Genomic DNA, 25,486 nt, shown 5'->3' on the forward strand with positions numbered 1-25,486 from the left:
CCAAACCTCGCGCCCCGAACCTGAACCGGCGTCCGACAACTCTCTCGTCCTGATCTACTTTGTCGCGGGATATTCGGTACTCAAGATGGACAAGACCGTGAGCGGTCGAGATCGTGACGCCGGTGGCGAGAACAGCCGCAGTCGTTATGACAGCATCTTGAGGACCTGGGCCGTCGCGAACGGCAAATTCCTGGCGATTATCATATCGTCGATTAGCGGCACTTGGATTCCGCCGAACTCCTTGGCATCGGCAAGTTCCTTGGTCGGCGGCATATCCGGCGTCAGCGGCCCGTGCACGCCTATCATCCACTGCTGCGCACCGTGCATTGCGAGTATCGGCGCCTGTATAGTCCCAATACCCGGCACGTCAACCGTCGCGTTCCGCGCAAAATGAATGTCACTTAGACCGCGGCTGTCGAGGTCGGTGAAGAGCTTGTCAGCGGCCAGATCGAACCTGATCTGGTCGAGCGTCGGAACCGTGCCATACAGAAGGTGCCGGAGCAAGCTGGCACCGACTTTGCGGTCGAGCAGGCAGTGCTCGAAGCGGTTTCGGAAGCTCCGGAGACACTGGTAGCAGGACTCGTCGCAGTTAGCCGGGCAGGACTCCAGTCGCTCCAGTGTCTGCTCGAAGATCGTCAACCCGAAATCACGCACCCGCCGCGTGAACCCCGCGCCACCGGCAAGAGTGTCGTACAGGTAGATCTCTGCTTCCAGGCCCTCATGTCCGAGCGGCGTGAGCGCGGGTCTGTACTCGGCCTGTAACTCGGTTGCCTCGACGCCGAGACGCTTCGTGGCCGCGATCGTCAGCGCTTCGGCGATCGTTCGGAGCGCGACGTGGGTAGACAATAGCGCGGGCTGAAGCTTGACCGGACTATCTACCCGCAGCCGTACGAGCAGGACGTCCGAGATGAAGTCGGTACCGAGCACCAAGCCGCGCGTCGACATCGAGCCAGGGCAATCCGGGTTGTCCTCATCGGGATATGGCTTCTTGTGCGTACCGAAGACCTCGCCAGTGGCTTGCGCCGTTGGCTCCACGAGACCGCACATTGTGCAGTAGTTGTAGCCCTGGTTTCTCGGCCCAGTGTTGGTCACTAGCAATGTCGACCGCTGGTATGTCTGTTCCAAGCCGTCCGTGACGGCAGTCCAAGCGCTCTCTTCGCTCGGCCCTTCGGCGACCAGCTTGGCGCGGGTCGCGTAGCTTATCGCTGGCGCGTCGTCTGGGCTAGTGCCGGGCTCCTTAGTAACTCTGTGGGCGAACCCTGGCGGACGCATCCAGTTCATCGCCTCGCCGAACTTCCCCTCCGAGCCACACGCTGGGCAGTCCCGCTTCTCACCACGCTTGGCTTTGCTCGGTGGTAGGTGCATCGCGTAGTGACATATCTGGCACTCGAAGTAGAACCAACGCTGTTGCCATGCCTTGAACCGATCCGAGTGCATCGAGGAATAGATCGCCCCCGACGTCCACTCCTTATTGTCGATCCAGACGACCTTGCCCGGCGCGTATTGGCTGAGTGCGACCGGGAGCCCTTGGCTCGGGGCGTAGCGAGACTCCGTGTGGAAGCGCTCAGACTTGTTGGCATCGAACACGTGAAAGGATACGACGTCTGTCGGGAACGCGTAGCGCGGAAGGACACCCTTGTAGAGCAGCTTGTCCAGCAGGTTGGCCTGGCTGCGGGGCTCGCTCGGCAACTCAGCCCCATCCTCGGCTGGCCCATCGGCTTCGACATCCATGTCTTTAGAGTCCGCGTCGCCTTCCTCGGGGTCGGGCGACTCCCTGTCCTCTACAGCGAGCGCCCAGTCGATGCCTTCAAGCGTCGTAGTCACGATGCCGTCGAGGATCACAGTCTTAGTGGGGCCCAGTTCTGCGGGCAGCCATCCCGCCACTTCTACACGAAGCGCCGCCTCACATTCCTTGAGCCATTCCTCGAAGTCGGTTCGATTGAGGGTCGAGGACTTGCCAAGAAAAGCCTTGACGCTGCCTAGCACCTCAAAGAGCTGAGGTTGCTCCTCTGGGGCGATCGTAGGGAGACGATCCTGGTGGTACCGCTGCAGCAAGTACGCTGTGACATGCCGTCGGGCAATTTCACCGTTATCCATCGTGAGAATCGGGTCCTCGACCTTCCCGCGAATCATTGAAGCGGGGTCGCGGAAGTAGTGATCATCATGCGTGTCCGCGCTGCCGAAAGCGAGCACCGTTGCGACTGCGGACCCGCGGCGGCCCGCGCGACCAGCTCGCTGTTGGTAGTTCGCCCGTGACGGCGGCATGTTTCGCAGGGCAACGCCCGATAAGCTGCCAATGTCGATTCCGACTTCCATGGTCGTGGTACACGACAGCACATCGATCGCCGGCTGCTCCTGCTCAGTAGAACCAGGCAGCGTGACATTCACGTCCTGGAAGAGCAATTCATACTGCTCCGCCCGCGAGAAAACCTCGTCGGACTGCGCTACGTTCAGCTGGGCTGTGTGCTCACGTGCAATAATGCTCATCGGTGTCTCGGGCGGTTCCTTCAGCGCCCGTAAAGAACTGGCGCGATAGTAGCCCTTGCGCGCCTGAAAGACCTCGTCATGATCCGGGTTCAATGTTCGGACAGTGTCCTGGCCGCAACTCACGCACTTCGCGCGTCCTGGGAACGGACGCTGCGTGTACCTGCACCGCTCGCAATAGGCCCACATCCCGCCCGTACTCAAGGCGACCTTACTAGCGGAGAGGCGGAACTTCCCCCCGGACACCGGCTCACACAAAGCCAGTTGCAGCAGGGGAAGCCACGTGTGGGCGAACTTCTTCTTAGCGGGAGGGGTGCCGAGCCACCGATCCAACGCCGCAAAGTTGCCCTTGTGCGGTTTGACGCCACCTTTTATTTTCCACCACTCTCCCTCGGTCATTGAGGAAAACCAAATCCCGGGCGATGGATTCGACCAATGCGAAAGCCACAACCGAACAAGCGCCAGCCGCGCCTCATCGGTAGTCGCGACGCCGTCGATGGTGGGGAGCTTCGCCAGCAGGTTTTCGGTCAGTGTCCCGGTCTCGCGGAGCGACGCCAAGCCCAGCGACGAAAGGCCGTAGTATTTGTCGGTGAGCGTTGCGTAGATGGCCCGAAGTAACGACAGTGGCGGCACAGCATTAAGCATGATCAATTCGATCAAGGCAGCGTTGTCACCGTCCAGCGCACCCTTGTCGATCGCCTTACCAACATCATTGAGAACGTGGATGGATTCGGCCTGCCGTAGCTCCGGTCGAAGCCGAACCGCCAGCCGATTTGCTCCGACCATTACAGCAAGAAACAGGTTTTCAAGGTTCAGTTGATTGCTAATGTCCTGCTGCGCCTCAAGGTCACGCCATCCCCGAAGGACCAGCGGGCGGATAACGTCGCGCATCGAGTAAGTCTGCAGATTTGGCGCCAGTCGGGCCGCGACCTGGCGGGAATCAGCGAAAGCCAGCACTTTGCGACCCCGAAGGGGCGCAAAGTCCGAGTATTCGCGACTTGGCGGTTGCACTTCAATCTGACGAGTCACGAGTGCCTGGAAAGGCTGGTCCCCCTTAGTCTGGTGGTCCTGCACCGATGAACGTCCAAAGCCCGCCAACTGTCCGCATACACCGCACGGCTTGAACTCACCGTTAGCCTTCGTCTCCTCCCCGTCGTCATCCCCAGATGTGACTGTCTCGCCGCAACGCAGCTTAGGGATGGCGAGCGTCCGGAAACGCGAACCTAGCTTCTCAGGGTTGAGTCGACCCGTGACGAGATCGAGATCAGCAATCTCAATATCTGCATCGCGCGACGGCTTTTCGAGTAGGAGGTCGAGAGCGAACAGTTCGGGGATGGTGCCCGCCGCAGCCTGGAAGGCACCGCCCTGTTCGTGCCACAAGAAGGTCGGCTCAGTCAAGTCGTCGGTATAGGCGCGAGCATAGGACGAGCCACAGTGCCGACATGTGTAGTACTCGAAGACCCGCGCTCCACAACCACAGGTTGCCTGGGGTTGTGCGTAGAGCTTTCCGATCGGCCCCCGCCCTGGAAGCTCTTCGTCGTTAAGCTCGGAACAGTCAGGAGCGAGACACGCCCAAAGTCCAGGCAGACCTCTGAAGAACGCATGCACACGACATGGAAGGAGCCCGGGCTCGTCTGGTCCAGGACGGGCAGCGCTCCCTAAGGCGATGAGCGTGGTAACTGCCCGATCGGCGAGCAAAGCATCGGTGTCCGGGAATAGGGCGGTCCCGAGTTCGCTCACTGGCTGAGCTTTCTGCATGGTTTCGTTCACCGCCATGCTCATCGGGCCGAAGCTCTTGAGCGCGTCATACAGTAGTTCGGAGACCGGTGCGGCGCCGGGCGTGACGCCACGATATGCAAGAAGGCCAGTAACTGCCTCAAGCCGCTCAGGATCGCTATTTCCGTCGTAATAGTCCGTAATTGGTACTGCCGCCAGCGCAACTGCATCTTCGGGCTTCCCAGGAACCGCGCCCGTCCGCAACTTCAACTCGCCCTCGACCGTGCGGAACTCGGCTTCATCCTTGCCGCTAAGTTGGGCGGCAAACTCACGGGCGTACCCAGCACTCGCGAAACTTGCGCTGGTAGTGATGACCTGCAGCCGATCGGGATCGATACCAAGACGCGCCCGAAGACGTCGGAGCAGGAGCGCAACCTCGGCGCCCACGGCACCGCGGTAGAGGTGTGCCTCGTCGACGATCAGGAGGAAACGCTCGTCGGGATTGTCTGCGAGCCACTGTTGAGTAGTGTCGAAGACCGGCCGCTCAAGCGGCCGCATGAGCATGTATTCCAGCATTGAGTAGTTCGTGATCAGCACATCCGGCGGCGCGGCGAGCACTTCGTGGCGGGTCAACAATTCAGGGTCTTCAGGCTGCATAACTGCGCGGACGAACTCGCCAGCGTTGTTTTGCCAGCGCGTGCCCTTCTCGCCATACCACTTCTTGATATCAGGCTTAGCCGGCCACTTACCACGAGATTGCAGCTTCTCGATCAATTCGACCGCTTGGTCGTGCCATTGCGAACTCGAATCCTGCGCACGGTCGTAGAGCAAAACATAAAAGTCTTCGATGGATCCGAGTCGTTGCTGGTCCCGCTTGGCAGTGCGCACCCCGGGGTACAGCGTCCGGCTGGTGTAACGGGCGAAGCGAGCCGGACGGCCGGCCCACGCCTCAAACTGCGATGTCACCCGCGGGTCGCCCAGCAGGAGTCGCATACGACCGAGTTGGTCGTTCACCAGTGCGTTCATTGGGTAGAGGACTATGGCCCGCACCGCGGCGGTTCGGAACGATTCAGGGTGATGTGCCGCTTCGCCTGCGAGCTTTGCCAGAATCGGTAGTAAGAACGTTTCTGTCTTGCCAGAACCAGTACCTGTAGTCACTGCGAGACTGGAGCCGTCGCGAGTCGACCACTCCAGCGCTTGTGCCTGGTGGGTGTATGGCGGGTCATACAGCAAGGGATCGAGGCCGCACGCCTTCTGTGTCAGGGACACGAACAAGTCCCGGACAACAGCGTCTAGATCAAGCTCTGCAAATGTCCGATTCGTGGTGTAGCGCGGCGTGCTCTCGATGTACGGTTCCCGGAATAGCACGCCTTCGGACTCTAGAAGTTGACGACGTTGTTCGATGACTGTCGGATGGCCTACGTGGTACGTCGCCTCGATGTAGTCCCGGAGCGCCGCCTGAATCTCGGCAACTGTTTGGGCGATCGTTGGCGTATCAACTGTCACTGTGGTCCCTTCTTTACTGCATCCATCCAGAGCACGTCACTCAGCAGTCGTTCTAGGGCTGGCATCGCCCCATTGGGTATGCGGAACGAGAACAAGGCACCCGATGGTTCTACGAGCGGCAAACTGACCAGTTGCAGGTAACGTTCGGCGAACCCGGGGATTGGCGAGAAGAACTCCACGGCGGTCGCACCATCTACAGCGGGCGCCTTCCGGTAGAACTGCGGCACGCCGCGCACCGCATCAATTGCCATTTGCGTCCTCCAGGCTTCATCGCGTCCGGGGGTCGTTGGATTATCGATCGGAAACTCGACGAGCTTCTGTAAGGACCCAGCCTCCAGCCTGGCGAGGCACCACAGGTCTGCACCGTACGCCTGTGGTCGGCGTGCCACGAAGTCACCGGTGTCGACCGGCTTCGGAGAACGCCACCGTCCCCTGTAATACCGGACCGGGGTGCGCGGATCCAAGACACGAAGCTCCGAGCTCTCGCCACTGGGCCTGGCGGCGTCCAAGTGCTCGCGGAGCCGATGCAAGAGAGCCTGAGCATCTTCGCGGCGCGGGCTCGCGACCCAATGCTCACGATCGATCAGCTGGAGTCCGGCGGCAGACATTCGCTCAGCCGCTGTCTCGGGATCAAGGCGGATGCTCCGGAGGTGCGCATCCTGCTCGATCGCATCACCGAGTTCTTTGTCCACGAGCGGCGTCCCGAACGGTCGAATCCCGAGAAGAAGGTAAGTTCCGGGCTCACGCTCGATGTACGAAGGCGGACCGAGGTATAAGAGCCGGACGGAACTGTCGGCGTTGTGGCGGATTTCGAGCAAATCTCCCCCTGCCACAAGAAGATCCACCAACCCCGCCAAATCGTCACGCGTGACGGCGTCATCGGCACTCACGGGCCGGACAGCCCCGAGGACGGCGTCGACCAGGCGGCTTGAGGTAGTCGGGCACATGAACGACGCAGCACGCCGCAGAGAAGCTGCGAGCCCCTCACTGGCAGTAAGCGCTATGCGGTCCGGATCAAGGCCAAGTACGCGAGTAGCCAATTTGGACGCTTCATCTGGGGACAGGCTCGACACTCTCATCAGAGGCCTCGCTCTGCAGTCTCAGTATTGATGGACCTAGTGCCGAGTACAGCGAAGCGTGCCGCGCGCAATAACACCGGCGACGCCACGACCCGCTCCAGCAGATAATCGAGGTCGCAAGCGTTCCATTCGGTTACATCGCCAGGGCGTCCGGCAAGGGTCAGTACGAATCGCGCAGCTAAGGGCGTCTTGATCCCGTTTCTGCGGAAGGTGGACTTCATTACCTCAGCGAAGCCGGCCTCCAGTGTCTGTGGGGTGAGCCATAGATACAGGTTGCGCCCGATCTCGGCAGCGAGAAACCTCTGTGCGACCGATACGCCGACAGCACTCTGCATCTCGTCCAAGTGGTCCACTAGTTCGTCGGCTCGCTCGACCGAGCGTTCCACCTGTGCCCAGTGCGCACCGCAAATCGACATGACATTGGCTCGCGCGATAGCCTCGAGTACGACGTGCTGCTGGTACGCCGCAAACGGGTCTGCTGGCAACTGCGCTGTTGCCCACCTCCGGTGCGCATGGATAAACCGCTTAATGTCGTTCGGCGACTTCCCATAGCAGGGCACATAGGGCTGGAGCTCTCCGAGGGCAAACATCGCATTCGGGTTCGTAGGCGCGATCACCAGGACCTCGGAATCATCAGACGTGGCACGCAGCAAGCCACCTCGCGGCGGAAGCACGGCGTCTACTCCAAAGGTATTGCTAACTGCATCGAGCGGTGCATCTACGGCAAAGAACTCGACCGTCGCGCGACCGCCATCCGTACGGTCGTGCAACGTAGCAACAACGGAGCCATCGCGCTCCTTGCCAAACCGCCAACGAAGCGGTTGAAAGCCCCGCTCACAGCTGAGCGAGACAACGCCGACGCCCCAGCGGGACACAGTGAGCACGCAGGACTCAGCCTCGTCATACGAGTCCTTGAACAGTTTGTCGTCGCGAATGGACTTCGTGCAGGCCGTCCAAGCTTTTTCTGTGAGCGGCAACGGTACCGTTCGTCGGATCTTCACCAACTCGCTACCTTCACCGCCCAGCAAACTTACGGTCAGCTCTGCCGCGGCACCTGGAGGTCCATCGACGATAACTGTTGCGCGCTCGTCCCATAGCTCGGCAAGCGTTGGTCGCGCTGGCGACGCCAGCAGCCGCATGCCTTCACCCCTGGTACCGCCTTCTGGCCGCACCTGCGGATCGCGGATCGTGATTGCCAGAGAGCCCTTCGCCAGTTCCTGGTCAAAACTCCCGTGAAATGTCACGGTGACATCGTGGGTACCGACATCGAGTCCTTTGAGGGAGATGATCAACTCGGACTCACCGCCAGGCCACCGCACGAAGTGCGAATCGTTATCCACTACGAGAAGGCAATGAGAGGGCAGCGAGTCAGCGCGGATCCCGACGATGGCGGGTTCACCCGGAAGCCATTCGACCGCGCCCTCACCGTCCCATGCGCTGGCCACTATGCCGACTGGGCGGACTGCGACGCCCGACAAGGTAGAGATACCGTGCGTCACCAAAAGCGCGGTGTCAGTATCAGTTAGGCGATTTGGCATGTCGATCTCGTACGCCTTCACTCCAGATGCCCGAATCGGAACCTGTCGACACCACGAAACGTCCGGGGCAGCCTGGGTCTCCAGCCCAACCAGGATGTAGCGATGGCCAGCGCGGACGATCTGTCGCTTAACTTCGATTGCAAGCCCGGTGCCCTGGCAGCGGTATAGCCACCACGGACCACGCGTCATGACGCATTGATCCTTTATCAGGCTATTCACCGGGTCGGTCCCATGCTCCAACTGCACGAAGGGCTTCGATGGATCCGGCCACATGTCGAAGCGCACCTCCTGCCCGCCGAAGATCAACGCTCTGGTGGGAACCGGTCTCCGTGCGCCAGTCACCCGCGCGCGCATCGTCCGCAGTTGGTCGTATGCCTCCGGCAATCGCTCGCTCAGCGGTGTCAAGTCCGGCAATTCGGCATAAGCGTTCCAAACGCCGTCGAGATAGCGGAGAAAGAAACGGGGATCGGTGGGCGCCGGCAATCGCTCCCGCTTCGTCTGGTAACCCTCCCTTTTCGAGTCAGTGGCCTTCTTGAATCCTGATGCTCGCACCCGGCTTGCGGCCTGTTGTGCCGACGCCAGCCACAAGCGTGACTGTCGCTCACGCGACAGCCCGTCCACCAGCCGCCTAAGCGTCGAACTGACAAGATACGGCGAGCTCTCGTCTTCTCCTGACAGCAGCGCGGCCGCGACTTGGCCAAGGAGCGCCGTATTTTGGCAGAAGATCCGAAATCGCTCGGTGTACCCCTGCGACCGAACGGCTAGCCGAATGCCGAGTTCGACGGGATCGTCAAGGAGCGATGGGGATAAACCCGTACGGAACTCGTACAGAAGTTGCGCGAGCTGGCGCTGCAGGTACGTTGGCAGTACAGCATGCGCGATGGGCCACGCGATTATCGTGAAGTTCTTGGCGAAGGCTCCGGTTGGCACCGCACCGCCATATTCGTCTGCAAACTTCAGGAACCGGTCCTTTATCCAGCGCCGTTGATCGCTGTGCCACCCTGGCGTCGACTCCTCAAAACTCGGCCAGTACTCGTCGCCGACGTAGTCGTACCCCGACTCCGCCGCGTAGACGACGAACGGCAGCCACGACAGACGATGCCTATCAGAAAACCCCTGGGAGACAGCGTTCCGAACACCGCTGAGCAGAAGTTCATAGTCCGTGGCCCCCAGATCGTGCTCCAATGCGAAGACCGGTGACGCTGGCTCCAATTGTTTGCGTGCTTCACTTAAGATCCGGAAGTGGCTGTCGAGCTTGGCGTGGACGTACCGCAGGACCTCGACAGGTTCGCTCGAAAGTCCAACAGTCATAGTTGGAACAACCTCCATTCCGAGCGGCCTACTGAAAATCCTGGGTAGTTCCCAGCTTGCCGTAAGACCGTCTCCCATGTCGGTGTAGTTCGTTTGCGGCGTGTCGGAACCGGTTGTGCCACACAATGTTCGGCTCGTGACCAGCGGGGTGTTGAACCGGTCCGCGCCGGGAGAGCTGAGGGTTCCGGTCGCGCCACTGCTGCCGAAGTTCACGCCGCGCCCACAAGGCAGGAGTACCGCACCAAGCGACGAGAGGACAGCGCATCGGCAATTCGCTGTAGGGACCGATGAGCCAATGGCGGCGCCTGCATCGCGTGCTCGTCGATGAGCTTGGCGGCGACGGATGAATGATGGGTCGCGGGTGATGATTTCCACGACCTCGGTGGGAGCCGATCGGAGCTTAGACCGGGGTCGAGCCCAGCCGACCGCGGCAAGCTTGCTCGAAGATCTACGTGTGTCTGCCATGCTGAAATCCCCCTGTCGGTGGGCGCTTTGGCTGCCAAATGGACAACGCCGAAGCGTTGAACCTGCCCGTGTAGCCATCCCGGCGATCCGGTCGCGACGCAGTCGGCGGCGACGCCAGTCCGGCAACGTGCACCGCGACAAAGCTTACGATGTCGTCGAGTTGCTGCGATAGATTCAGCCTTGAACTCGCACGTGGTTTGCGCCGACCCACATGGTGGCGGCCGGTGAACAGCCACCTGAGTGGCGCTGCTGCTCAAACACGTTGCCGCTCAGCTCTCACCGAAGATCGCGGATGCTCGACCAGATTCCCCACCTACCAGGCAGCGCAATCAGAGCTGTGGTAGATAATCTGTGTGACCGATGTTCTACCTACAGTGCACGATTCGGATGTGCCGTATGGGAGTCTGGCACCGTCACAATGCAAAGAGCAGCTTTCAGTCGTTTACGCTCATTCTGTGGCGACTGCCGCACGGTGCAAGTTGGAGCATATCCGAATTGACGATGAAACAGTCGATGCAACCGTTCGACAAGTCGCCGACCATAAAAAATATAGAAAAACCTCCATAGATATCCAGTTGAAATGCTCCTCGTCGACGGAGGAAGATGATGAATACGTCAAATGGCGGCTTAAAGACTACAACTACAATGACCTACGTGACCCCTGTCGGATGAATCCAATTATCCTGATTGTGGTTATGGTTCCAAAGAAATTTGAATCGTGGGTCACTTTCGATCCAGATAGATTCAATATAGAAGCACGCGGATACTGGATTTCTCTTCGCGATTGGGAGAGCATCTCAAATTCTACCCGCACAATAAAAGTACCAAAAAAGAACCGGTACGATGTGTCGTCCTTGCTGGGCATCATGAAACGTGTCGGCGATGGAGGTACACCTTGAAATTAGAGCTTCTTAACGAATCACTTCCAGCCGACCTCAAAATGACGCCGCATATCCTAGGGACATTCCTGTCAAGTTCGGGATGGATTCTCGAGGATGCAGACGATATATCCGAGACTTGGCATCATGGCGACGCGCAAGATCATCCGAGTATCAGACTACCCACCACAACGCGACTGCGGGATTACCCGATCCGATTCAACGAATCACTTAAGGCAGTCTGCGATATAAATGACTGGAGCATTGAGCAACTTGCCAGTGCGGTGATTCAAGTTCGATCGGACGTGCTACTTTTGCGAGCCGATGAACTTATCCGGTACGACAGCATTCCAATATTCCAGGCGCAAGACCTTATCGTCGGCTCAGTTAAATTGCTCACCGCAGCCGCCCGATCAACGATTGAGCCGCGCCCGACACATCGTGGTCGGGCCTCAAGTGCGGTGCGAGCATTCATGAATGATGACGTTCGAATGGGCCATACTCAGCGTGGAAGTTTCGTCGTTTCAATTGTGACGACACTCGGAGATGGCGATGCCATTAACAGTCGAGATAGCGTGGATTACAACGGAGAAGAAGGCGGCAGTACCAGTCGCGAGTTAGAAGCCGGCATCGTTTCTCGTGAGGGTGTTTCCAGAACCAATCCCGAATCCGAAAGTCGCGACCTTTCAATCGCTTCCTTTCAGCGTCGCGTCATGTCGACCTTAGCAAGGGCGCTGGCAGTCGTGCCAAATTTGAGCATAAGCAGCGGCACCGCCGACCTGGACTTGGCAGTTGATTCTGGCGTAAGCGCCGAATTGTGCGATGCATTGCATACAATGACGAGATTTGAAGGATTACGCGCACTTGACATGAATTTCAAGTGGGCGCCTGCCGAACCCGTGCACCATCCACCTGTCACCCGGCTGCTATTGGACAGAGACACAATACCGGGACTTCAATACTTGACGGAAACGTTCCGGCAACGGGACGCACCGCCTGTCAGGCAAACTATCTACGGATACGTGGTCAGATTGGAACGTGATCAGTTTACAGACAACGAAGACAAGTCAATCGCACTTATTCGGGGAGTTATAGGGCGTAGCGAACGCCGGCAGATACGCGTAATTATCGATGGGGCGTTACATGCAATTGCAATCTCTTCGTACCAAAATAAAATTCCCGTTCTTCTGACCGGCGACTTGGAAAAGATCGGCCGAGACTACTGGATGACTGGCGAAATCAATCTAGTCCATGCACCGTTCAAGACCGGATACGAGACATAAGAAGCCTCATGCAGTATCACACCACCTTCATAATTAGGCTACCGCTATTCGATCACAACTGCCGACCTGATCTGACCAAAAAGCCGGGGCGATTGGCGGGCCAGGAGGCGTCCCAACCGCAACCACAATCCGCCGGATGGAATCGGGAGGGCAGTAGCCGCGGCGGGCTGCGCCGCGACTGAGCCAGGTGCCTGCGCACCTAACGGCCCTGCCCGTCCCCGGAACTCGCACCCGCGGACGGGGCAAGAAGTTCGTTCGCCCCGAAACCTGATCGGCAAACGACCCGCTGAGGTCGCCGGCCGCACGGTTGCCGGGCACTGGGAATCTCAATGTTGTTGTCAAGCAGCGGTTTTGTCGATCGGGTGGTCATGGTTCCTGCCGATCGTCACCGCGCGACCCGTGGCTTTGCCCTCACCAAGCCGAAAAAGCAGTCCAAGACGCGCTGACGCATTCTGACCGCCGAGAACGAGCAATTCGGAACGCTCAGGCCGACTGCTTCGTCAGTGGTCGATCAGGGTTGGTTCCGTCACCAGGCCGATCCGTCCGGACCGTGCGGGCTCCAGCCCTGGAGGAACGGTTTGAGGTCCTCGGGCTTCGGCTCTGGCAAGCCAGGCACGATACGCGACAACTGCAGAATGGGGTCCAGCGCATCGACACTACGCTCGGCCTCGTCCAGCTGCCGCAGGATAGCGCCACGGTCGATGCCGTCGTATCGTTCGGCGGCTTCTCGCGCTGCGGTAAGGAAGCCGCGATACTGGCTGACGGACTGCCATTCGCGCGAGCAATCTTTGAAATGCTCCCACCGAGCATGCTCGAAGTATCGCTCTTTTGCGACCACCATCGCCGCTTCCCAACGACGTCGGCGGTCGGCCTTCTCTCGCTCACGTTCCTGCTCCCGCCAGTCGGCGCGAAGTTTATGGATCTCGAACGCTCGGAAGACCTCGGGGAGCTTGGCTTCGACGGTGATGGTCTTCGCGTCACGGTAGTGGTCACCGTTGTAGCCGCTCCCCGGTCCCCGGACCAGGAGTTCGAGCTTTCCAGTGCTGATGAACTCCCACCCCCGGTATTCGATCCACGACGGCTGGGTCTTGCGTTGGTTCCACCGCCGCGGTTCTACTTTCGGCGCGCCCGAGGCAGCGATCTCCTTGATCTGGAGTCCGTAAACGCCGGCTGGGGTCCGTAATGCCAAGTGGCACCGGCCCAGATCACGCGATTGGTGGTTGCCCTTGCCTTTCGCAGCGAAATCGGGCTTCGTGGCATCGATGCCGCGAGCGGCAGCCTCGACAGCGATTGCTTGCAGGATCCTCGCAGCGCGCGGAACGTGGTCGCTGCTGACGAACTGCCAGTCCTTGTCCGCCACGAATGCCTTCACGGCCGGGTGATACTTCGCGATACGCTCTGGAACAGGAACGGGACGAGCCTCGACCAGATCGTCGAAATGCTCTGTGAACACGATCGCTTTCGGGCCTCGCCCCCAGTGATCGGTCGAGATCATCTCCAGCTTCTTACCCCTGGGTCGTGACGGGGACTTTAAGCTCAGCGCAACGAGCCGCTTGTGAGATTCCTCGACCTCGCGGTCGTGCTCCAGTACGAGGCGTTCGCCGGCTGCCAGTACTCGCGCAATCAGTCGGTCCGCGTCCGACTCATCCGGCAGCACAGCCGCTGGCGGCGCCGCATGCCACTTCCGGCCCGCGTCGGTAATCACGGCCGCCCAGGTATTTCCCTTCCCGCTGATGGTGATGAGCCCACGGCGTTCTAGGGCCAAGGCCGCGCAGTTTGGGGTTCTGCCCGGTTGTCAACCGGGCAGGATATGAATGCTGACCTGGGTTTTGTAGATGTTGCGGTCGATGTCGCCCTTGGCGCGGTGTTTGGAGATGGCACGTTTGACGATGCGGGGGCTGGTGCGTGCGCGGCGTGGGGTCAACGGGCTGGTCCGGATTGCGTGGCCGATCGTGCCGATGAGGTCGATCGTGGTGTCGTTGATGATCCCGGCGGCGTGGATCAGTTGGTCGCGTGCGGTGTGCATGGCGACGGTGAAACTTCCGCGGTCCGCGGAAAAATCACCTGTGGCCAGGGCGGTATCGGCGATGACGGTGCGCAGCGCCTGGTAGGTGATGAGCAGGGCGTAGACCTCTTGGCAGACCCCGGCCGGGGTGCGGGCACGGAGTACCCGGCCACCGAGCATGGTCGATTTCAGTTCGAAATAGCTGGTTTCGATCTCCCACCGCTGATGATAAAGAGTCACCAATTCCTGTGCGGGGTAACGCTTCTCGTCGGCCAGGCTGGTGATCAGCCGATACCGCTCGACCCGCCGGGGCCCACCGGCGCAGCAGACGGCGATCTCGGCGTCGATGACCCGCACCGTCGCCGCGCCGGCGCGGGTCAGCCACGACCCGTCGCCCAGCCGCGCGATCGCGGGGACGCGCCGGTTGAGTTTGGCGCGGATCAACAGATCCGCGCCGGTGCCGGTGATCTGCTCGATCAACGCCGTGACGGCGAAGTTCCGGTCGGCCAACAGCAGCATGCCCGGACGCAGACACCCGAAAAGGCGTGGCGCATAGGCTGTTTCGGCGACCCGCAGGGGTCCGAACACGACATCGACGACGGTGCGGGTGCCACAAGCCACCACTGCCAGCAACCGCAGCATCGGGTAACCGGCCTGGGCGTGACCACCGCCGTGACGACCGAACGCGGCCACATTGTCTGGGCTGTCGGGCACGAACACACTGGTGCCGTCGATCGCGCACACCAACAGACCCCGCCACCGCACCGCACCGACGGCAGGCCCGCGGACCAGGTCGAACAACGCTTTCAGGGGTTTGGGCCCGACCCGGCGCAGCGCCTGCGACAACGCCGAGGAACCCGGACACCCCCTCGGACTGCCGGGCAGCCCGGCACACAACCGCGCCCACACCTGCCGATACCCAATCCCGGTGAACAACGCCCCGGCCAGCAGCAAATACACCACCACCCGCGAGGGCAGCAGCCGCACCCGCGACTGCACCGCGCCCGACGCCTCCAGCGCCGCATCGACCAGGTCGAACGACACGATCCGGGTCAGTTCCCCCAGATGACCCGGCGCGAATACACCCGCGGCTACCATGCCGCGTCGGTTGATGACAGACTGATCCGACAGCGGAGCTCCCAGTGAAGAGTTGTCTTGGAGTGACAAACCTCTTCTACCAGGCGCTCCGCTGTCCTACGTCACGGCATACCAAGCCCCACACCATCATTCGATTGACACACCAACTGAACCGCTAACTGCGCGGCCTTGGTTCTAGGGCTCGCGCGGTGATCCGGTGCTCATGATCGGTGAAGACGCCATCGGGGCAGCCATCGATGATCCATCCGAGGACGTCGGCCTGCTGCTGGTTCAGCTGCGCGGGGTTCTTACCCATCTGACTATCATTGCTGGCACCTCCATGCCCAGCTGACGATTCCGGACAACTCAACGGATACCGCCGCCGGCAGCCGATCCGGATCCAGCACTCTGCAGCCCGTATTGGGCTACTTGCACATTCAGGCTTTCGACCGGAGGACTTGCTGTCGCGGACCTGGGCGCACGCACCACTGCCTCGCCCGCTTCGACCAGGCGCTGGCAGTGGTCAACGCGCTGCCGCGCCGGCAGGCCAGATTTCCCACTTGTTGCGCGATCCTCGTCGAACCTCGGCATTGGGATGCTCCGACTGGATCTGTGTAAGGCGTTCGACGACCTCGCTGATCGGTAGTCCTGAGGGGAGCACCGCGATCGGATGCGGTTTGGGAGGTTCCAGCGTCGTCTCGCGACCTTTTGCTGCCATGGCCCAAAACTTCTGCCGCACACCGTCAATGTGCTTTGCCCAGCGCGGCCAGGCGTGACACGGTCCTTGGTAACGGGCGAGGTGCCCTGTCCAACGAAGCCATGCCAGGACATCGGAGTCGCGCATTCGAAGCACATATTGTCGGCATCCGGGGGCGGCACCGCCAGTAGCGCGTCAAGTTCGCCACGCTCTTTGCTCAGAGTCTGTCGTATCTCGTTGCGTGCCGCGCGGTCAACACGCTTCATTGAAAGTGGTTTCCGTTCCGGCCTTCTGAACGAGAACGACTCCGATCTCCCTCTACGGCTGCAGCGAGTATCCACACTCGCTTGGATGAACCGTGGACTCTGCCGTACAGGCGATATGCCACTGGGGTTCTGCGAGGACTGACTCAAAGTCGCACGGTGGCAACAGAATACGATGAATTGAGCGCACGACAACCCGATGTGATCGAACTGCCCGTGATTCGGCCGTCTTCAACCGGTGGGCGTGGCAGCCTATCCATCGAAGCAGTGGGGATAGGACGCGGTGATGGGTGCAGGAGTGTTCGGCCCGAGGGGCTGCTCGCAACCAGCCGCGTTCATGCGCAACGATATTGGCACGTACCTCCCGGCTCGTACGTGCCGCTCCTGGACTCTGGGCCGGACGATATGCTCGCCTGCGACACATAGACAGGGGGCGAGACTGATGGAAGGAAGCGCCGAGGCCTACGAGCGGTTGCTGTCCCTGATCTCCGAGTGGCTACCTGAAGTGGCGGCGCAGATCAGGACAGAGGTCGGCCGGGGCGCTCCGCGATCGGAACCAACGGCTCCTGCCCGAGGTTGGATGCTCGACACTTTCGAGGGCAGGATCGAGCCGTTCAAGCGTGGCACCGACGTGAGCGTCCGCAATTATTCGGCCGATGAGCAACTCGCGATCCTCGTCGACGCGCTCCGTACGGTCGCTGCGACGATGCTGGAATCGCGACAAGTGCTCCTCCAGTTCTTCGGTTCCACGGACGATACGGCGGATCAAGGCCAGATCAGGGTCACCTTTGTCGATCCCGTCAGCGCAGAATCGACCGAATCCCTCAGCGCTACGCATCTTGCTGAAACCGAAGAGTTGGTCACGGCGACACAGAAGTTGACCGAGGCGTTGGACGCGGTAAGGGCACCCAGATGAGCATGACCGCGCAGGAGCTGATCGACAATGTCGAGGCCGCTATCGGCATACTTCGGGCGGATTATCTCGGTCATGCAGCCGAGTCCGACCTGTACGAGGCCGCGTTGCTTGCGATCGGCGTGGCGGCGGCGCGAGCGGCTGGCGGCACGACCATGATCACCGATGACTTGCGTACGGTGACAACGCAACTCAGGTTCAGAACCGGGCCTGGAAACCTGTGGAGTCGTGATTTCACATTCGTCGTGGTGGAGTTTCCCACAACGACAAGAAAACTCGAACTGCACCTCGGGGTGATGGTGATGGGGTCGTCGGGTGTCGCACACGAATGCGACGTTGCGATCATCACGCACAATGAAGCGACTCGAAGTCGAGTACACCGGGTCCATCCGCGCGCGAGCGGTCTGGTCGCGGCCATCGAGGCGAAGAACTACGCGGCATCGCCCGGCCTCGGGGTCGGACGGGCGTTTCTCGGCCTCGGCAGCGAACTGCAGCAAAACAAGTGCAACCTCGCCTTCCCTGCGACCAGTTCCACCAACATCGGTCGGCTGATCGCTCGTAAGGGATGCGAATGTTTCGATGAACTAACCCCGCGATCGCCGGCCGCGGACCGATTGAGCGCCCATCTCGAACAGCGAGTCCGGAACTGGGTCCGCAGCCAACGGCGATGATCAACCCACACCGCCAGGTGTCCCGATCAAGGCAGCCAATGGTACAACAAAGCGCCCGTGAGACTCCCACGCATCTGCGATGACGTCGGCGACGTAGGGTATTGGGTGCCAGCTACGTTCGCGGAATGCCCTGTCGCTGGTAGGTGCCGAGTGCTCAGCTGGTGAAGATGGGGCCCGACCCGTGCGATGCGATCGACTTCGCCGCAGCGGTTCTGCGCGGTGTTCGGGTGCCCATACGGCGGCGGGTAGGTGCCGTGTCTGCCAATCGCGATTTGCGTTGGTGCGCTTGCTATTTGCCGATTTCGATCGCCGCATCGTCGGCAGCGTCCGTTCTACATGAACCGACCGACCAGAGCCAGCCGTGACGGTGTGCACCATCTTTCGGCTGGTGATCGAGCTCGAATACCACCCGCGACTGACACGGCGGTACACCGTTACCGCAAGTCCGCTACTGAGCGGCTGCACCGACCAGCGCTCAATCCGCTGATGATGCTGAGTTCTCAAGGCTGGGACACCGACTTGCTCTTGTGGTGCACCGCGTTTGGACACCGGTTTCGAGTGCATCGATCTCACCGACCACGCCCCGCGCGGACAGTCGAACCTTCGACGCGAGGATAGGAAATGAAGCGCTTCGTGAGACAACAGAAATCACCATGCAGTGAGACAAGATGAAGAAGCACTGGTCACAGCGTTAGCAGATGAAGTCAGCGCTGAGACCCTACATGAGAATCGCGGTGAGAACCGGCCTCAGGATCGGCTCGGGTCTGCGGCGAGTTGGAATTCGAGAAGACAGCGTTCGTCGGTCACCGTGTCATCCGCGGAATCTGCTCGCGCAACCGGTGCGTCATCTGCCGGTCGAACGACTCACGCAGGCGCGGATATTCGGCCAGGTCGGCCCAGAAGTCCTGCCCATAGCGGCGCGGGTAGGCAGCCTCGCCGGTGGTGATGCTGTGGGCGAGTTCGACGAACGCCAGCTCGGCGCGGCCGCCTGCGGCGTCCATATGCAGGAGGTCGGCCAGGCCATTGCCGGCATCGACACAGAGGTTCGCCCCGTATTCGGTCGTCCGGTAGCCGACTGAGGTCGGTTGCGTCCCACGACAATCCACTCTGCGCTACCTGTCAACCGGAAATGTGGCCACCCGCTACGATCCAGCGGTGCCATAGCCCCGAATTCGGTTGGGCCATAGCGGTGCCGCTTGCTACGCCGACATCTCCCGGGCCCGCAGGTTTCGCTTCTTGGCGCGATTGCCGCAGGTATCCATCGAGCACCAGCGCCGGATTCCCGGGCGGGACAGGTCGACGAAGTAGGCCTGGCAGCTTTCGCCCGCGCACCGCCGTATTCGGGCGGCGGTCGGCGAGGTGACCAGATCCAGTGCGTCCCTGGCGACTGTCGCCAGGACCGCCGCAATCGGGTCGGGCGCGGTCCACTGCAATTCCCCGCGCCGGTCGAGACTCGGGATCGGAACATGTTGGCCGGCGGCCTTGTTGATGACGGCTCGGTCCCGGTCGGACGGATGTACCGGGCCCTTGGTTGTGCGGGCCAGGTCGACCACCCGAAAGATGGCCTCCCGCAATGTTCGCGCGGACTCGACGGCGCGAATGTCAGGTGTCGCGGCGACCCGGTCCCAGGGGCCGAATTGCGCAACCCATGCCGTCAGCGCCGCCGGATCGGTCAACTCCTCGGCCTCGGCGGGCGAGCCGCGGTGGCGCAGCGTCCGCACGTAATCGAGGCAGATTCGACCGGATCCTTCACGAAATAGCGGCACGCGCCCAGTGTATGGAACCACTTCGACCGGTTCGAACGGAACCGGTTAAAGTGGTTCACATGACCGACGAAGTCACGGATACACAACTGGCACAGTCACTCTCGGGAGACTTCCGCAGCCACCATGCCCAGATCAACGGCATTCGGCTGCACTACGTCGCGGGCGGGACGGGCTCGCCGGTGTTACTTCTGCCGGGATGGCCGCAAACCTGGTGGCAGGCACGCAAGATCATGCCGCTGCTCGCGCGCCGGCACCGGGTCATCGCCGTCGACCTGCGCGGTATGGGCTCCTCGGATACTCCGGACCACGGTTACGACAAGAAGACGATGGCCGAGGATATCCACCAACTGGTCCGGCATCTCGGCTACTCGACGGTCGACGTCGCGGGGCACGACATCGGCTCGATGGTGGCCTTCAGCCTCGCCGCCAACCATCCGGAGACCGTGCGCAGGCTGGCGCTGCTGGAGGAGCCGCATCCCGACGATCGGCTCTACGACTTCCGCCTGCTGCCCGGCCCCGCGGAACGGGCCCGGCAGCGATGGTGGTTCGCCTTCAATCAGGTCGCCGAACTACCCGAACAGCTCCTGACCGGACGCGGCAGGCACCTGGTCGACTACCTGTGCCATCGCAATCTGCGCAATCCCGACGCCATCGATGAACACTCCCGTGCGGTGTACGCACGCGCCTATTCCCGTCCCGAGTCGATCCGCGCCGCCAACGGCTGGTATCAGAGTTTCACCCAGGACATCGAGGACGGCCGAGCGTACCCGAAACTGACGATACCCGTTGCCGCACTGTACTTTCCGGGCCATACCGACATCCTCGACAGTCTCGCCGAGCGAGCAACCGACGTGCACGCCATCGAAATCCCCGACAGCGGCCACTATCTCGCCGAGGAACAGCCCGATCTCGTCGCAGCTCACCTGTGCGACTTCTTCGGATAGGGCGCCCAGTCCGGGGTCCATACGTTGTGGTCGAAAGTCGACTTGTATCTGGTGTGCAGGTACTCGAGGAAGTTTGCGAGGACCGGATGCGCATTGTCCGCTCGCCAGATCACCGAAAGTGGGTAGACCGGCGTCGGGTCGACGACGGGGATGCGGCGCAGGTCGTAGCTTTCCGGCCAGAGGTATCGGGAACCTTCGCCGACGAAAGTGGCGAGTCGGGTGGAATCCGCGAGTTCGGCGAGGAGCGCTTCGATGCCGAAGCTCGGGCCGATCGTGACGATGTTCAGTCCGAACGCGGTCGCCAAATCGTTGTAGTAGCCGACTGGTTCGGCGTCGGACATGCCGAGCATCCAGATCGGGTGATCGGTGAGTTCGGCCGGCGTCACCGTCTTGGCGTTCGCCAGTGGATGCCGCGGACCGACGAGCAGTTCGTGTCGGTCGTCGATGACACGGGATGCCCGGAGTCCGCTCGGGACCTCGAGGTGGCGTAGGGATCTGAAGGTGGCGTCGATGCTGCCCGCACTGATTTCGGCCAGCGCTGACTCCGCGTCGAAGTTGGTCAGGGTGACGACATCGAGCTCTATATCGGGATCTTGCTGGTAGAAGGCGTGCAGGATGGTGGAGGGCGCAATCCTGCGGGCCACGACGTCGATCCGCAGGGCCCTGCGCCCCGGAGTCACGGCCGCGGTCGCGCGTTCGGCGGCACGGAGTAGTTCGCGGGCATGCGGTAGCAATGCTTGCCCGTCGACGGTGAGCCGCACCCCCCTGGCGATCCGCGCGAAAAGCTGAACTCCGAGTTCTCGCTCCAGCGTGGCCACTCGTTTCGACGCGGCCTGCTGGGTGATTCGCAGATCGTCGGCAGCGGCTTGGAATTGCCCGGTCTCGGCAACCGCGACGAAGGTACGAACCGCATCGAGATCCACGAGCGAAACCTACTCCCACAACGAAAAGTTGTGACACTCCGCTCGATTCGTTGTTGGTGGCAACACCCATCGATTGGCTTCAATCTCCCTGACAGCAGAGGGAGTGCGGAATATGTGGCGGAGCGCGAAACCGGGTCGGACGTTCGGGTGGTTGTGGGCCGCCTACGCGGTCAGCGCCTACGGGACCGGACTCGGGTTCGGAGCATTTTCGGTTGTCGCCATCACCGTTCTGAATGCCAGTTCGGCGGAAGTGGCGGCCTTGTCGGCATCCGGGCTGGCGATCGGCGCACTGCTGGCGGTTCCGCTCGGGCCATGGATGGAGTTTCGTACCAAGCGGCCGGTCATGATCGCCACGGACCTGACCCGCTTCGCGGCGCTGGCATCCGTACCGCTCGCCTACTGCCTGGGTGGATTGTCCTTTGCGCAGCTCTTGGTGGTCTCGATCGTCACCGCGGCAGCGAAGATCGCGTTCACCGCCGCCAGTGGCGCGTACCTCGAGACCGTCGTCCCTGCCGACGGACTTCTCATGGCCACCAGTCGTTTCGAGTCCACTACCTGGTCGGCCACGGTCATCGGACCGCCGGTGGGCGGTGCGGCTATCGGGCTGCTCGGTCCGGTGACCACCGTTGTCATCGATGCGGTGAGCTACCTGCTCTCGGCGCTCGGCATCATCGCGATCAGGGAACCCGAGCAGCCACCGCCGCTGCGGAAGACCCGAACGCGCCGGTCGAGCGAAATCGTCGAGGGGTGGCGCTACATCCTCACCCACCACACGCTGCGTCGGTTCTTCGTCAACACGATGCTGGTCAACGGGCTGATCATGGCCGGGGAGCCGCTGTTGTCGGTGCTGATGCTCGCGCACCTGCATTTCCCGGTCTGGGAGTACGGGCTGGCCTTCGCTGTTCCGTGTATCGGTGGCCTGATCGGGTCACGACTCGCTCGCCCCATCGCTTCCCGCTGCGGCGAACAGACGGTGCTGCGGGTTTTCGGCACGCTACGTGCCTGCTGGCCGCTCGGACTGGCGTTCATCCGGCCGGGCCCGGCGGGGCTGGTGATCGTGATGGTCACCGAATTCGGGCTCATCATCTGCATCAGCATTTTCAACGCCGTCTTCGCCGCTTATCGGTTGAACAACACCGAAACCGATCGCCACGCCCGGGTCCTCGCCGCGTGGTCGATCACCAGCAGCATCAGCATCGCGGCAATCACCGTGACATGGGGTCTGCTGGCACAACTCACCAGCCCGCGTGCGGCCATTGCGCTGGCCGGAGTTCTCCTGCTCGCCACGCCCTTTCTGCTGCCGCGGCAGGTCGCCACATCCGAACCGATTCGGCCGCATGAAGAGCCGGTTCTCTCCGAGGACAGCGCGCGAGCCTGACCCGAGATCGTGGTCCAGGGAGCTGGACGGCCGCTTCAGGGCTCGTCATGACATCGGTGCGGCGGTTGACGAGGACGGTTCACGCGCGGTTGCAAAATCTATAGACCGGTCTATTCTGGCTTCATGGTTACGTCCAAGGGTGCTCAGACGAGTGGGCAGTTGGTGGAGTCGATGCTGGAGTTGATCCAGGCTCGGGGTTATAGCGGTACGGGGCTGAACACCGTTGTGGACCATGCGGGGGCGCCGAAAGGGTCGTTGTACTTCCACTTTCCGGAGGGGAAGGAGCAGCTCGGGGAGAAGGCGATCGAGTTGGCGGCCGAGCGGTTCCGGAGCTTGCTGGACGAGACGGCCGGGGCCGGGGCGTCGCCGGGGGAAGTAATTCGGCGGGTTGTGGAGGTGCTGGCCGGGCTGGTCGCGGACAGCGATTTTCAACTCGGTTGCCCGGTTTCGGTGGTCACGTTGGAGATGGGCGCGCACAGCGAACGACTGCGGGCCGCGTGTGCGGCGGCGTTCGAATCGTGGATCGAGCCGGTGCGTGAATACCTGGTCGCGGCAGGGCGTTCGGAGGCGGCCGCGGGCACGCTGGCCACGGCGACGGTCAGTGCGGTCGAGGGTGCGGTGATCGTGGCGCGCGCCAAACGTGATGTGGAGCCGTTGCACAGCACGGCACGGCTGTTGGCGGCCCTGCTCGACCAGCCGGGGGCGGTGGCGTGATGACCACCCGCCACGCGCTGGTATTCGGCGCCACCGGCTTTATCGGTCGTAATTTGATCCTGACCTTGGAGCAGGCCGGAGTCCGCGTCACCGCCGCGGTGCGCAGCAGAGAATCGTTCACGCGGCTTGCCGCATGGTTGGCCGATCACGGGCGCCGGACGGCCGCGGCCGAGCTGATTGTCGACTTCGACGCCGATCCCTTTGTCCAGGGCGAGGATTCGGCGTGGGCGGACGTCACCGAGATCTACAACTGCGCCGGTGCCTACCGTTTCGGGATGACGAAGGACGAGGCGCGGCACGGCAATGTCGACAGCGTCCGCTCGGTGGTGGCCTTCGCCGCGCGACTGCCACAGCTGTCCCGGCTCGTATATGTCTCCGGATACCGCGTCGGCGGTCAGGACCCGACCGCCGTTCCGTGGAGCCCGGAGCGGGTGGCACGAACCCATCGCCTACTGGGCGCTTATGAGGCGTCGAAGGTGGAAAGCGATGCGGTATTCCAGGCCGCCGCCGATGAATTCGGCGTGCCGTGGTCGATCGTCAACCCGCCCACCGTCATCGGGCCGAGCGACACCGGCGAATCCGATCAGCAACTGGGCCTCGCGACCAGCTTGAAAGAGATTTGGCAAGGCACGGCGGCGGCACTGCCGGGCAACTCTCGCACCTTCGTGCCGGTGATCCCGGTCGACTACCTGACCCGCTTCATGACCCTGCTGCCAACCGATCCGGCCACCGCCGCCGCGGCGTACTGGGTACTCGACGACGCCACACCCGCTCTCCCGACTCTGCTGTCGCAGGTCGGGCGGCACTATCGAGTGCCGGTGCCGCGCACACGCATCCCGGTCGCGCTGGTGCAGCGCCTACCGCAGTCGTTGACGAAAGCCGACCCGGAGACGCTGACCTTCCTGTCCACCGACCGGTACCCCACGGACTCGGCACACGAACTCGCCCGCAGGCACGGCCTCGATATGCCCGACACCACACGCACGATCCTGCGATGGGCCGACCATCTCGCCGCACATCGGTTCGGGACTGCGCCAACCGGCAGTGCCGCAAGGACTTTCGACGAATACGCCGGTGTCCGTACGTTCCGGATCGGCGAGCCCGACGCGCCCACCGTGATACTGCCCGGCCTGCCGGTCGATGCCGACACCTGGGCTCCGGTCGCGGCGGCCGTCGGCCACGCCCAAGTGCTGGACTCGCCCGGTCTCGGGATGTCCGCGGGCGGTCGAGGCGACTGGCACGCATGGCTCACGGCACTGCTCGAACGATCACCCGGCGCGCACCTGGTGGGGCACTCCATCGGCGCCGCCGCGGTGGTCGAGGCCGCGGCCGAGCATCCGGACAAGGTGGGATCGATCACGCTGGTCGCCCCGTTCTTTCTCCAGCCGAGCGCCGGGCTTTCAGCACGGGCCACACCCCTGACCCGGTGGTATCTGCGGCGGATGAGCCCGGAGGCCTTGTCCGGCGAACTCACCGGCTCGACCGACCACGCGGCTGTTCTGCAATCGAGCGTCCAGGATCTGCGTCGCGCGAAGGTCGCCGCCAACGTCGCCACACTGTTCGCCGCAACGACGAACGCACGCTGGCGCAGCGAACTCGCCGCTAAGCTCGCGCAATATCCCGGACCGGTCCACGTGATCACCGGAAGTGCGGACCCGCTCGATCCGGCCTCGCTCGAATCACTCTCGCCCCGAATGGAATTCAGCACCATCGACGGAGCCGCCCATCATCCACAACTGACACACCCCGACGAATTGGCGCGCGCTATTGCCGGAACCGACGGTCCATTTCATGCGATGAGCAGCCCAGAAAGGACAGCTGGTGCTGGGCCCCGGAAAGTGCGAAACCCAGGGTGCCCGATGAGTTAGCGGATCG

General features: G+C 62.0%; 17 protein-coding genes. 8 read left to right on the forward strand and 9 right to left on the reverse strand.

The features are described from left to right. Window positions 1-144 precede the first annotated feature (144 nt). The 3 genes from ACQPYR_RS42615 to ACQPYR_RS42625 form a co-directional block, all read right to left on the reverse strand. Window positions 145-5,706, reverse strand: coding sequence for a DEAD/DEAH box helicase (locus tag ACQPYR_RS42615; protein ID WP_433625775.1), 5,562 nt, complete (start codon window positions 5,704-5,706; stop codon window positions 145-147). Further along, window positions 5,703-6,596, reverse strand: a complete 894-nt coding sequence (locus ACQPYR_RS42620; protein ID WP_433625777.1) for a hypothetical protein — start codon at window positions 6,594-6,596, stop codon at window positions 5,703-5,705. The genes ACQPYR_RS42615 and ACQPYR_RS42620 overlap by 4 nt, the downstream gene beginning before the upstream one ends. 188 nt (window positions 6,597-6,784) lie before the next feature. Next, window positions 6,785-9,634 (reverse strand): hypothetical protein, encoded by a 2,850-nt coding sequence (locus tag ACQPYR_RS42625; protein WP_433625779.1) that lies wholly within the window; start codon window positions 9,632-9,634, stop codon window positions 6,785-6,787. A gap of 854 nt (window positions 9,635-10,488) precedes the next feature. Here ACQPYR_RS42625 and ACQPYR_RS42630 point away from each other — a divergent pair. Then, window positions 10,489-10,998 carry a DUF4365 domain-containing protein gene (locus ACQPYR_RS42630; RefSeq protein WP_433635413.1) on the forward strand — a complete coding sequence of 170 codons (510 nt, stop codon included), beginning with the start codon at window positions 10,489-10,491 and terminating at the stop codon, window positions 10,996-10,998. Further along, window positions 10,995-12,260, forward strand: coding sequence for a hypothetical protein (locus ACQPYR_RS42635; RefSeq protein WP_433625781.1), 1,266 nt, complete (start codon window positions 10,995-10,997; stop codon window positions 12,258-12,260). Before ACQPYR_RS42630 ends, ACQPYR_RS42635 begins: the two co-directional genes overlap by 4 nt. 526 nt (window positions 12,261-12,786) lie before the next feature. On the opposite strand, the gene ACQPYR_RS42640 is transcribed toward ACQPYR_RS42635, so the two are convergent. The 3 genes from ACQPYR_RS42640 to ACQPYR_RS42650 form a co-directional block, all read right to left on the reverse strand. Further along, a complete protein-coding gene (locus ACQPYR_RS42640) occupies window positions 12,787-13,965 on the reverse strand; it encodes a hypothetical protein (protein ID WP_433625783.1) in 1,179 nt (392 codons plus the stop codon). A gap of 90 nt (window positions 13,966-14,055) precedes the next feature. Continuing rightward, window positions 14,056-15,363 (reverse strand): IS4 family transposase, encoded by a 1,308-nt coding sequence (locus ACQPYR_RS42645; RefSeq protein ID WP_433621300.1) that lies wholly within the window; start codon window positions 15,361-15,363, stop codon window positions 14,056-14,058. A gap of 154 nt (window positions 15,364-15,517) precedes the next feature. Further along, on the reverse strand, window positions 15,518-15,658 hold the full coding sequence (locus ACQPYR_RS42650; RefSeq protein ID WP_433625786.1) for a hypothetical protein: 141 nt from the start codon (window positions 15,656-15,658) through the stop codon (window positions 15,518-15,520). Window positions 15,659-16,744: 1,086 nt separating this feature from the next. On the opposite strand from ACQPYR_RS42650, the gene ACQPYR_RS42655 reads away from it, so the two are divergent. Both ACQPYR_RS42655 and ACQPYR_RS42660 read left to right on the forward strand, forming a co-directional pair. Beyond that, window positions 16,745-17,218 carry a hypothetical protein gene (locus ACQPYR_RS42655; protein ID WP_433625789.1) on the forward strand — a complete coding sequence of 158 codons (474 nt, stop codon included), beginning with the start codon at window positions 16,745-16,747 and terminating at the stop codon, window positions 17,216-17,218. Further along, window positions 17,215-17,886, forward strand: a complete 672-nt coding sequence (locus tag ACQPYR_RS42660; protein WP_433625791.1) for a hypothetical protein — start codon at window positions 17,215-17,217, stop codon at window positions 17,884-17,886. The genes ACQPYR_RS42655 and ACQPYR_RS42660 overlap by 4 nt, the downstream gene beginning before the upstream one ends. 803 nt (window positions 17,887-18,689) lie before the next feature. Here the strand turns inward: ACQPYR_RS42660 and ACQPYR_RS42665 are convergent. Further along, complete coding sequence (locus tag ACQPYR_RS42665; protein WP_433625794.1) at window positions 18,690-18,992, reverse strand: hypothetical protein; 303 nt, start codon at window positions 18,990-18,992, stop codon at window positions 18,690-18,692. Window positions 18,993-19,085: 93 nt separating this feature from the next. After that, window positions 19,086-19,652, reverse strand: a complete 567-nt coding sequence (locus tag ACQPYR_RS42670; protein WP_433625797.1) for a CGNR zinc finger domain-containing protein — start codon at window positions 19,650-19,652, stop codon at window positions 19,086-19,088. Between the two features lie 59 nt (window positions 19,653-19,711). Between ACQPYR_RS42670 and ACQPYR_RS42675 the strand changes: the two genes are divergently transcribed. After that, complete coding sequence (locus ACQPYR_RS42675; RefSeq protein ID WP_433625799.1) at window positions 19,712-20,596, forward strand: alpha/beta fold hydrolase; 885 nt, start codon at window positions 19,712-19,714, stop codon at window positions 20,594-20,596. Here ACQPYR_RS42675 and ACQPYR_RS42680 read toward each other — a convergent pair. Further along, entirely contained in the window at window positions 20,572-21,519 is a 948-nt protein-coding gene (locus tag ACQPYR_RS42680) for a LysR family transcriptional regulator (RefSeq protein ID WP_433625802.1), read from the reverse strand. The two genes, ACQPYR_RS42675 and ACQPYR_RS42680, sit on opposite strands and share 25 nt — an antisense overlap. A 112-nt stretch (window positions 21,520-21,631) precedes the next feature. Here ACQPYR_RS42680 and ACQPYR_RS42685 point away from each other — a divergent pair, with 112 nt between their 5' ends. From ACQPYR_RS42685 to ACQPYR_RS42695, 3 genes are all read left to right on the forward strand, one after another. Further along, window positions 21,632-22,897: an MFS transporter gene (locus ACQPYR_RS42685; protein ID WP_433625804.1), complete on the forward strand. Its 1,266-nt coding sequence runs from the start codon at window positions 21,632-21,634 to the stop codon at window positions 22,895-22,897. Between the two features lie 123 nt (window positions 22,898-23,020). Further along, entirely contained in the window at window positions 23,021-23,611 is a 591-nt protein-coding gene (locus tag ACQPYR_RS42690; RefSeq protein ID WP_433625807.1) for a TetR/AcrR family transcriptional regulator, read from the forward strand. Further along, window positions 23,611-25,479, forward strand: coding sequence for an alpha/beta fold hydrolase (locus ACQPYR_RS42695; protein WP_433625810.1), 1,869 nt, complete (start codon window positions 23,611-23,613; stop codon window positions 25,477-25,479). The genes ACQPYR_RS42690 and ACQPYR_RS42695 overlap by 1 nt, the downstream gene beginning before the upstream one ends. Window positions 25,480-25,486: the final 7 nt, after the last annotated feature.

It is taken from the genome of Nocardia sp. CA-120079, from assembly GCF_050955745.1.
Lineage (GTDB): Bacteria > Actinomycetota > Actinomycetes > Mycobacteriales > Mycobacteriaceae > Nocardia.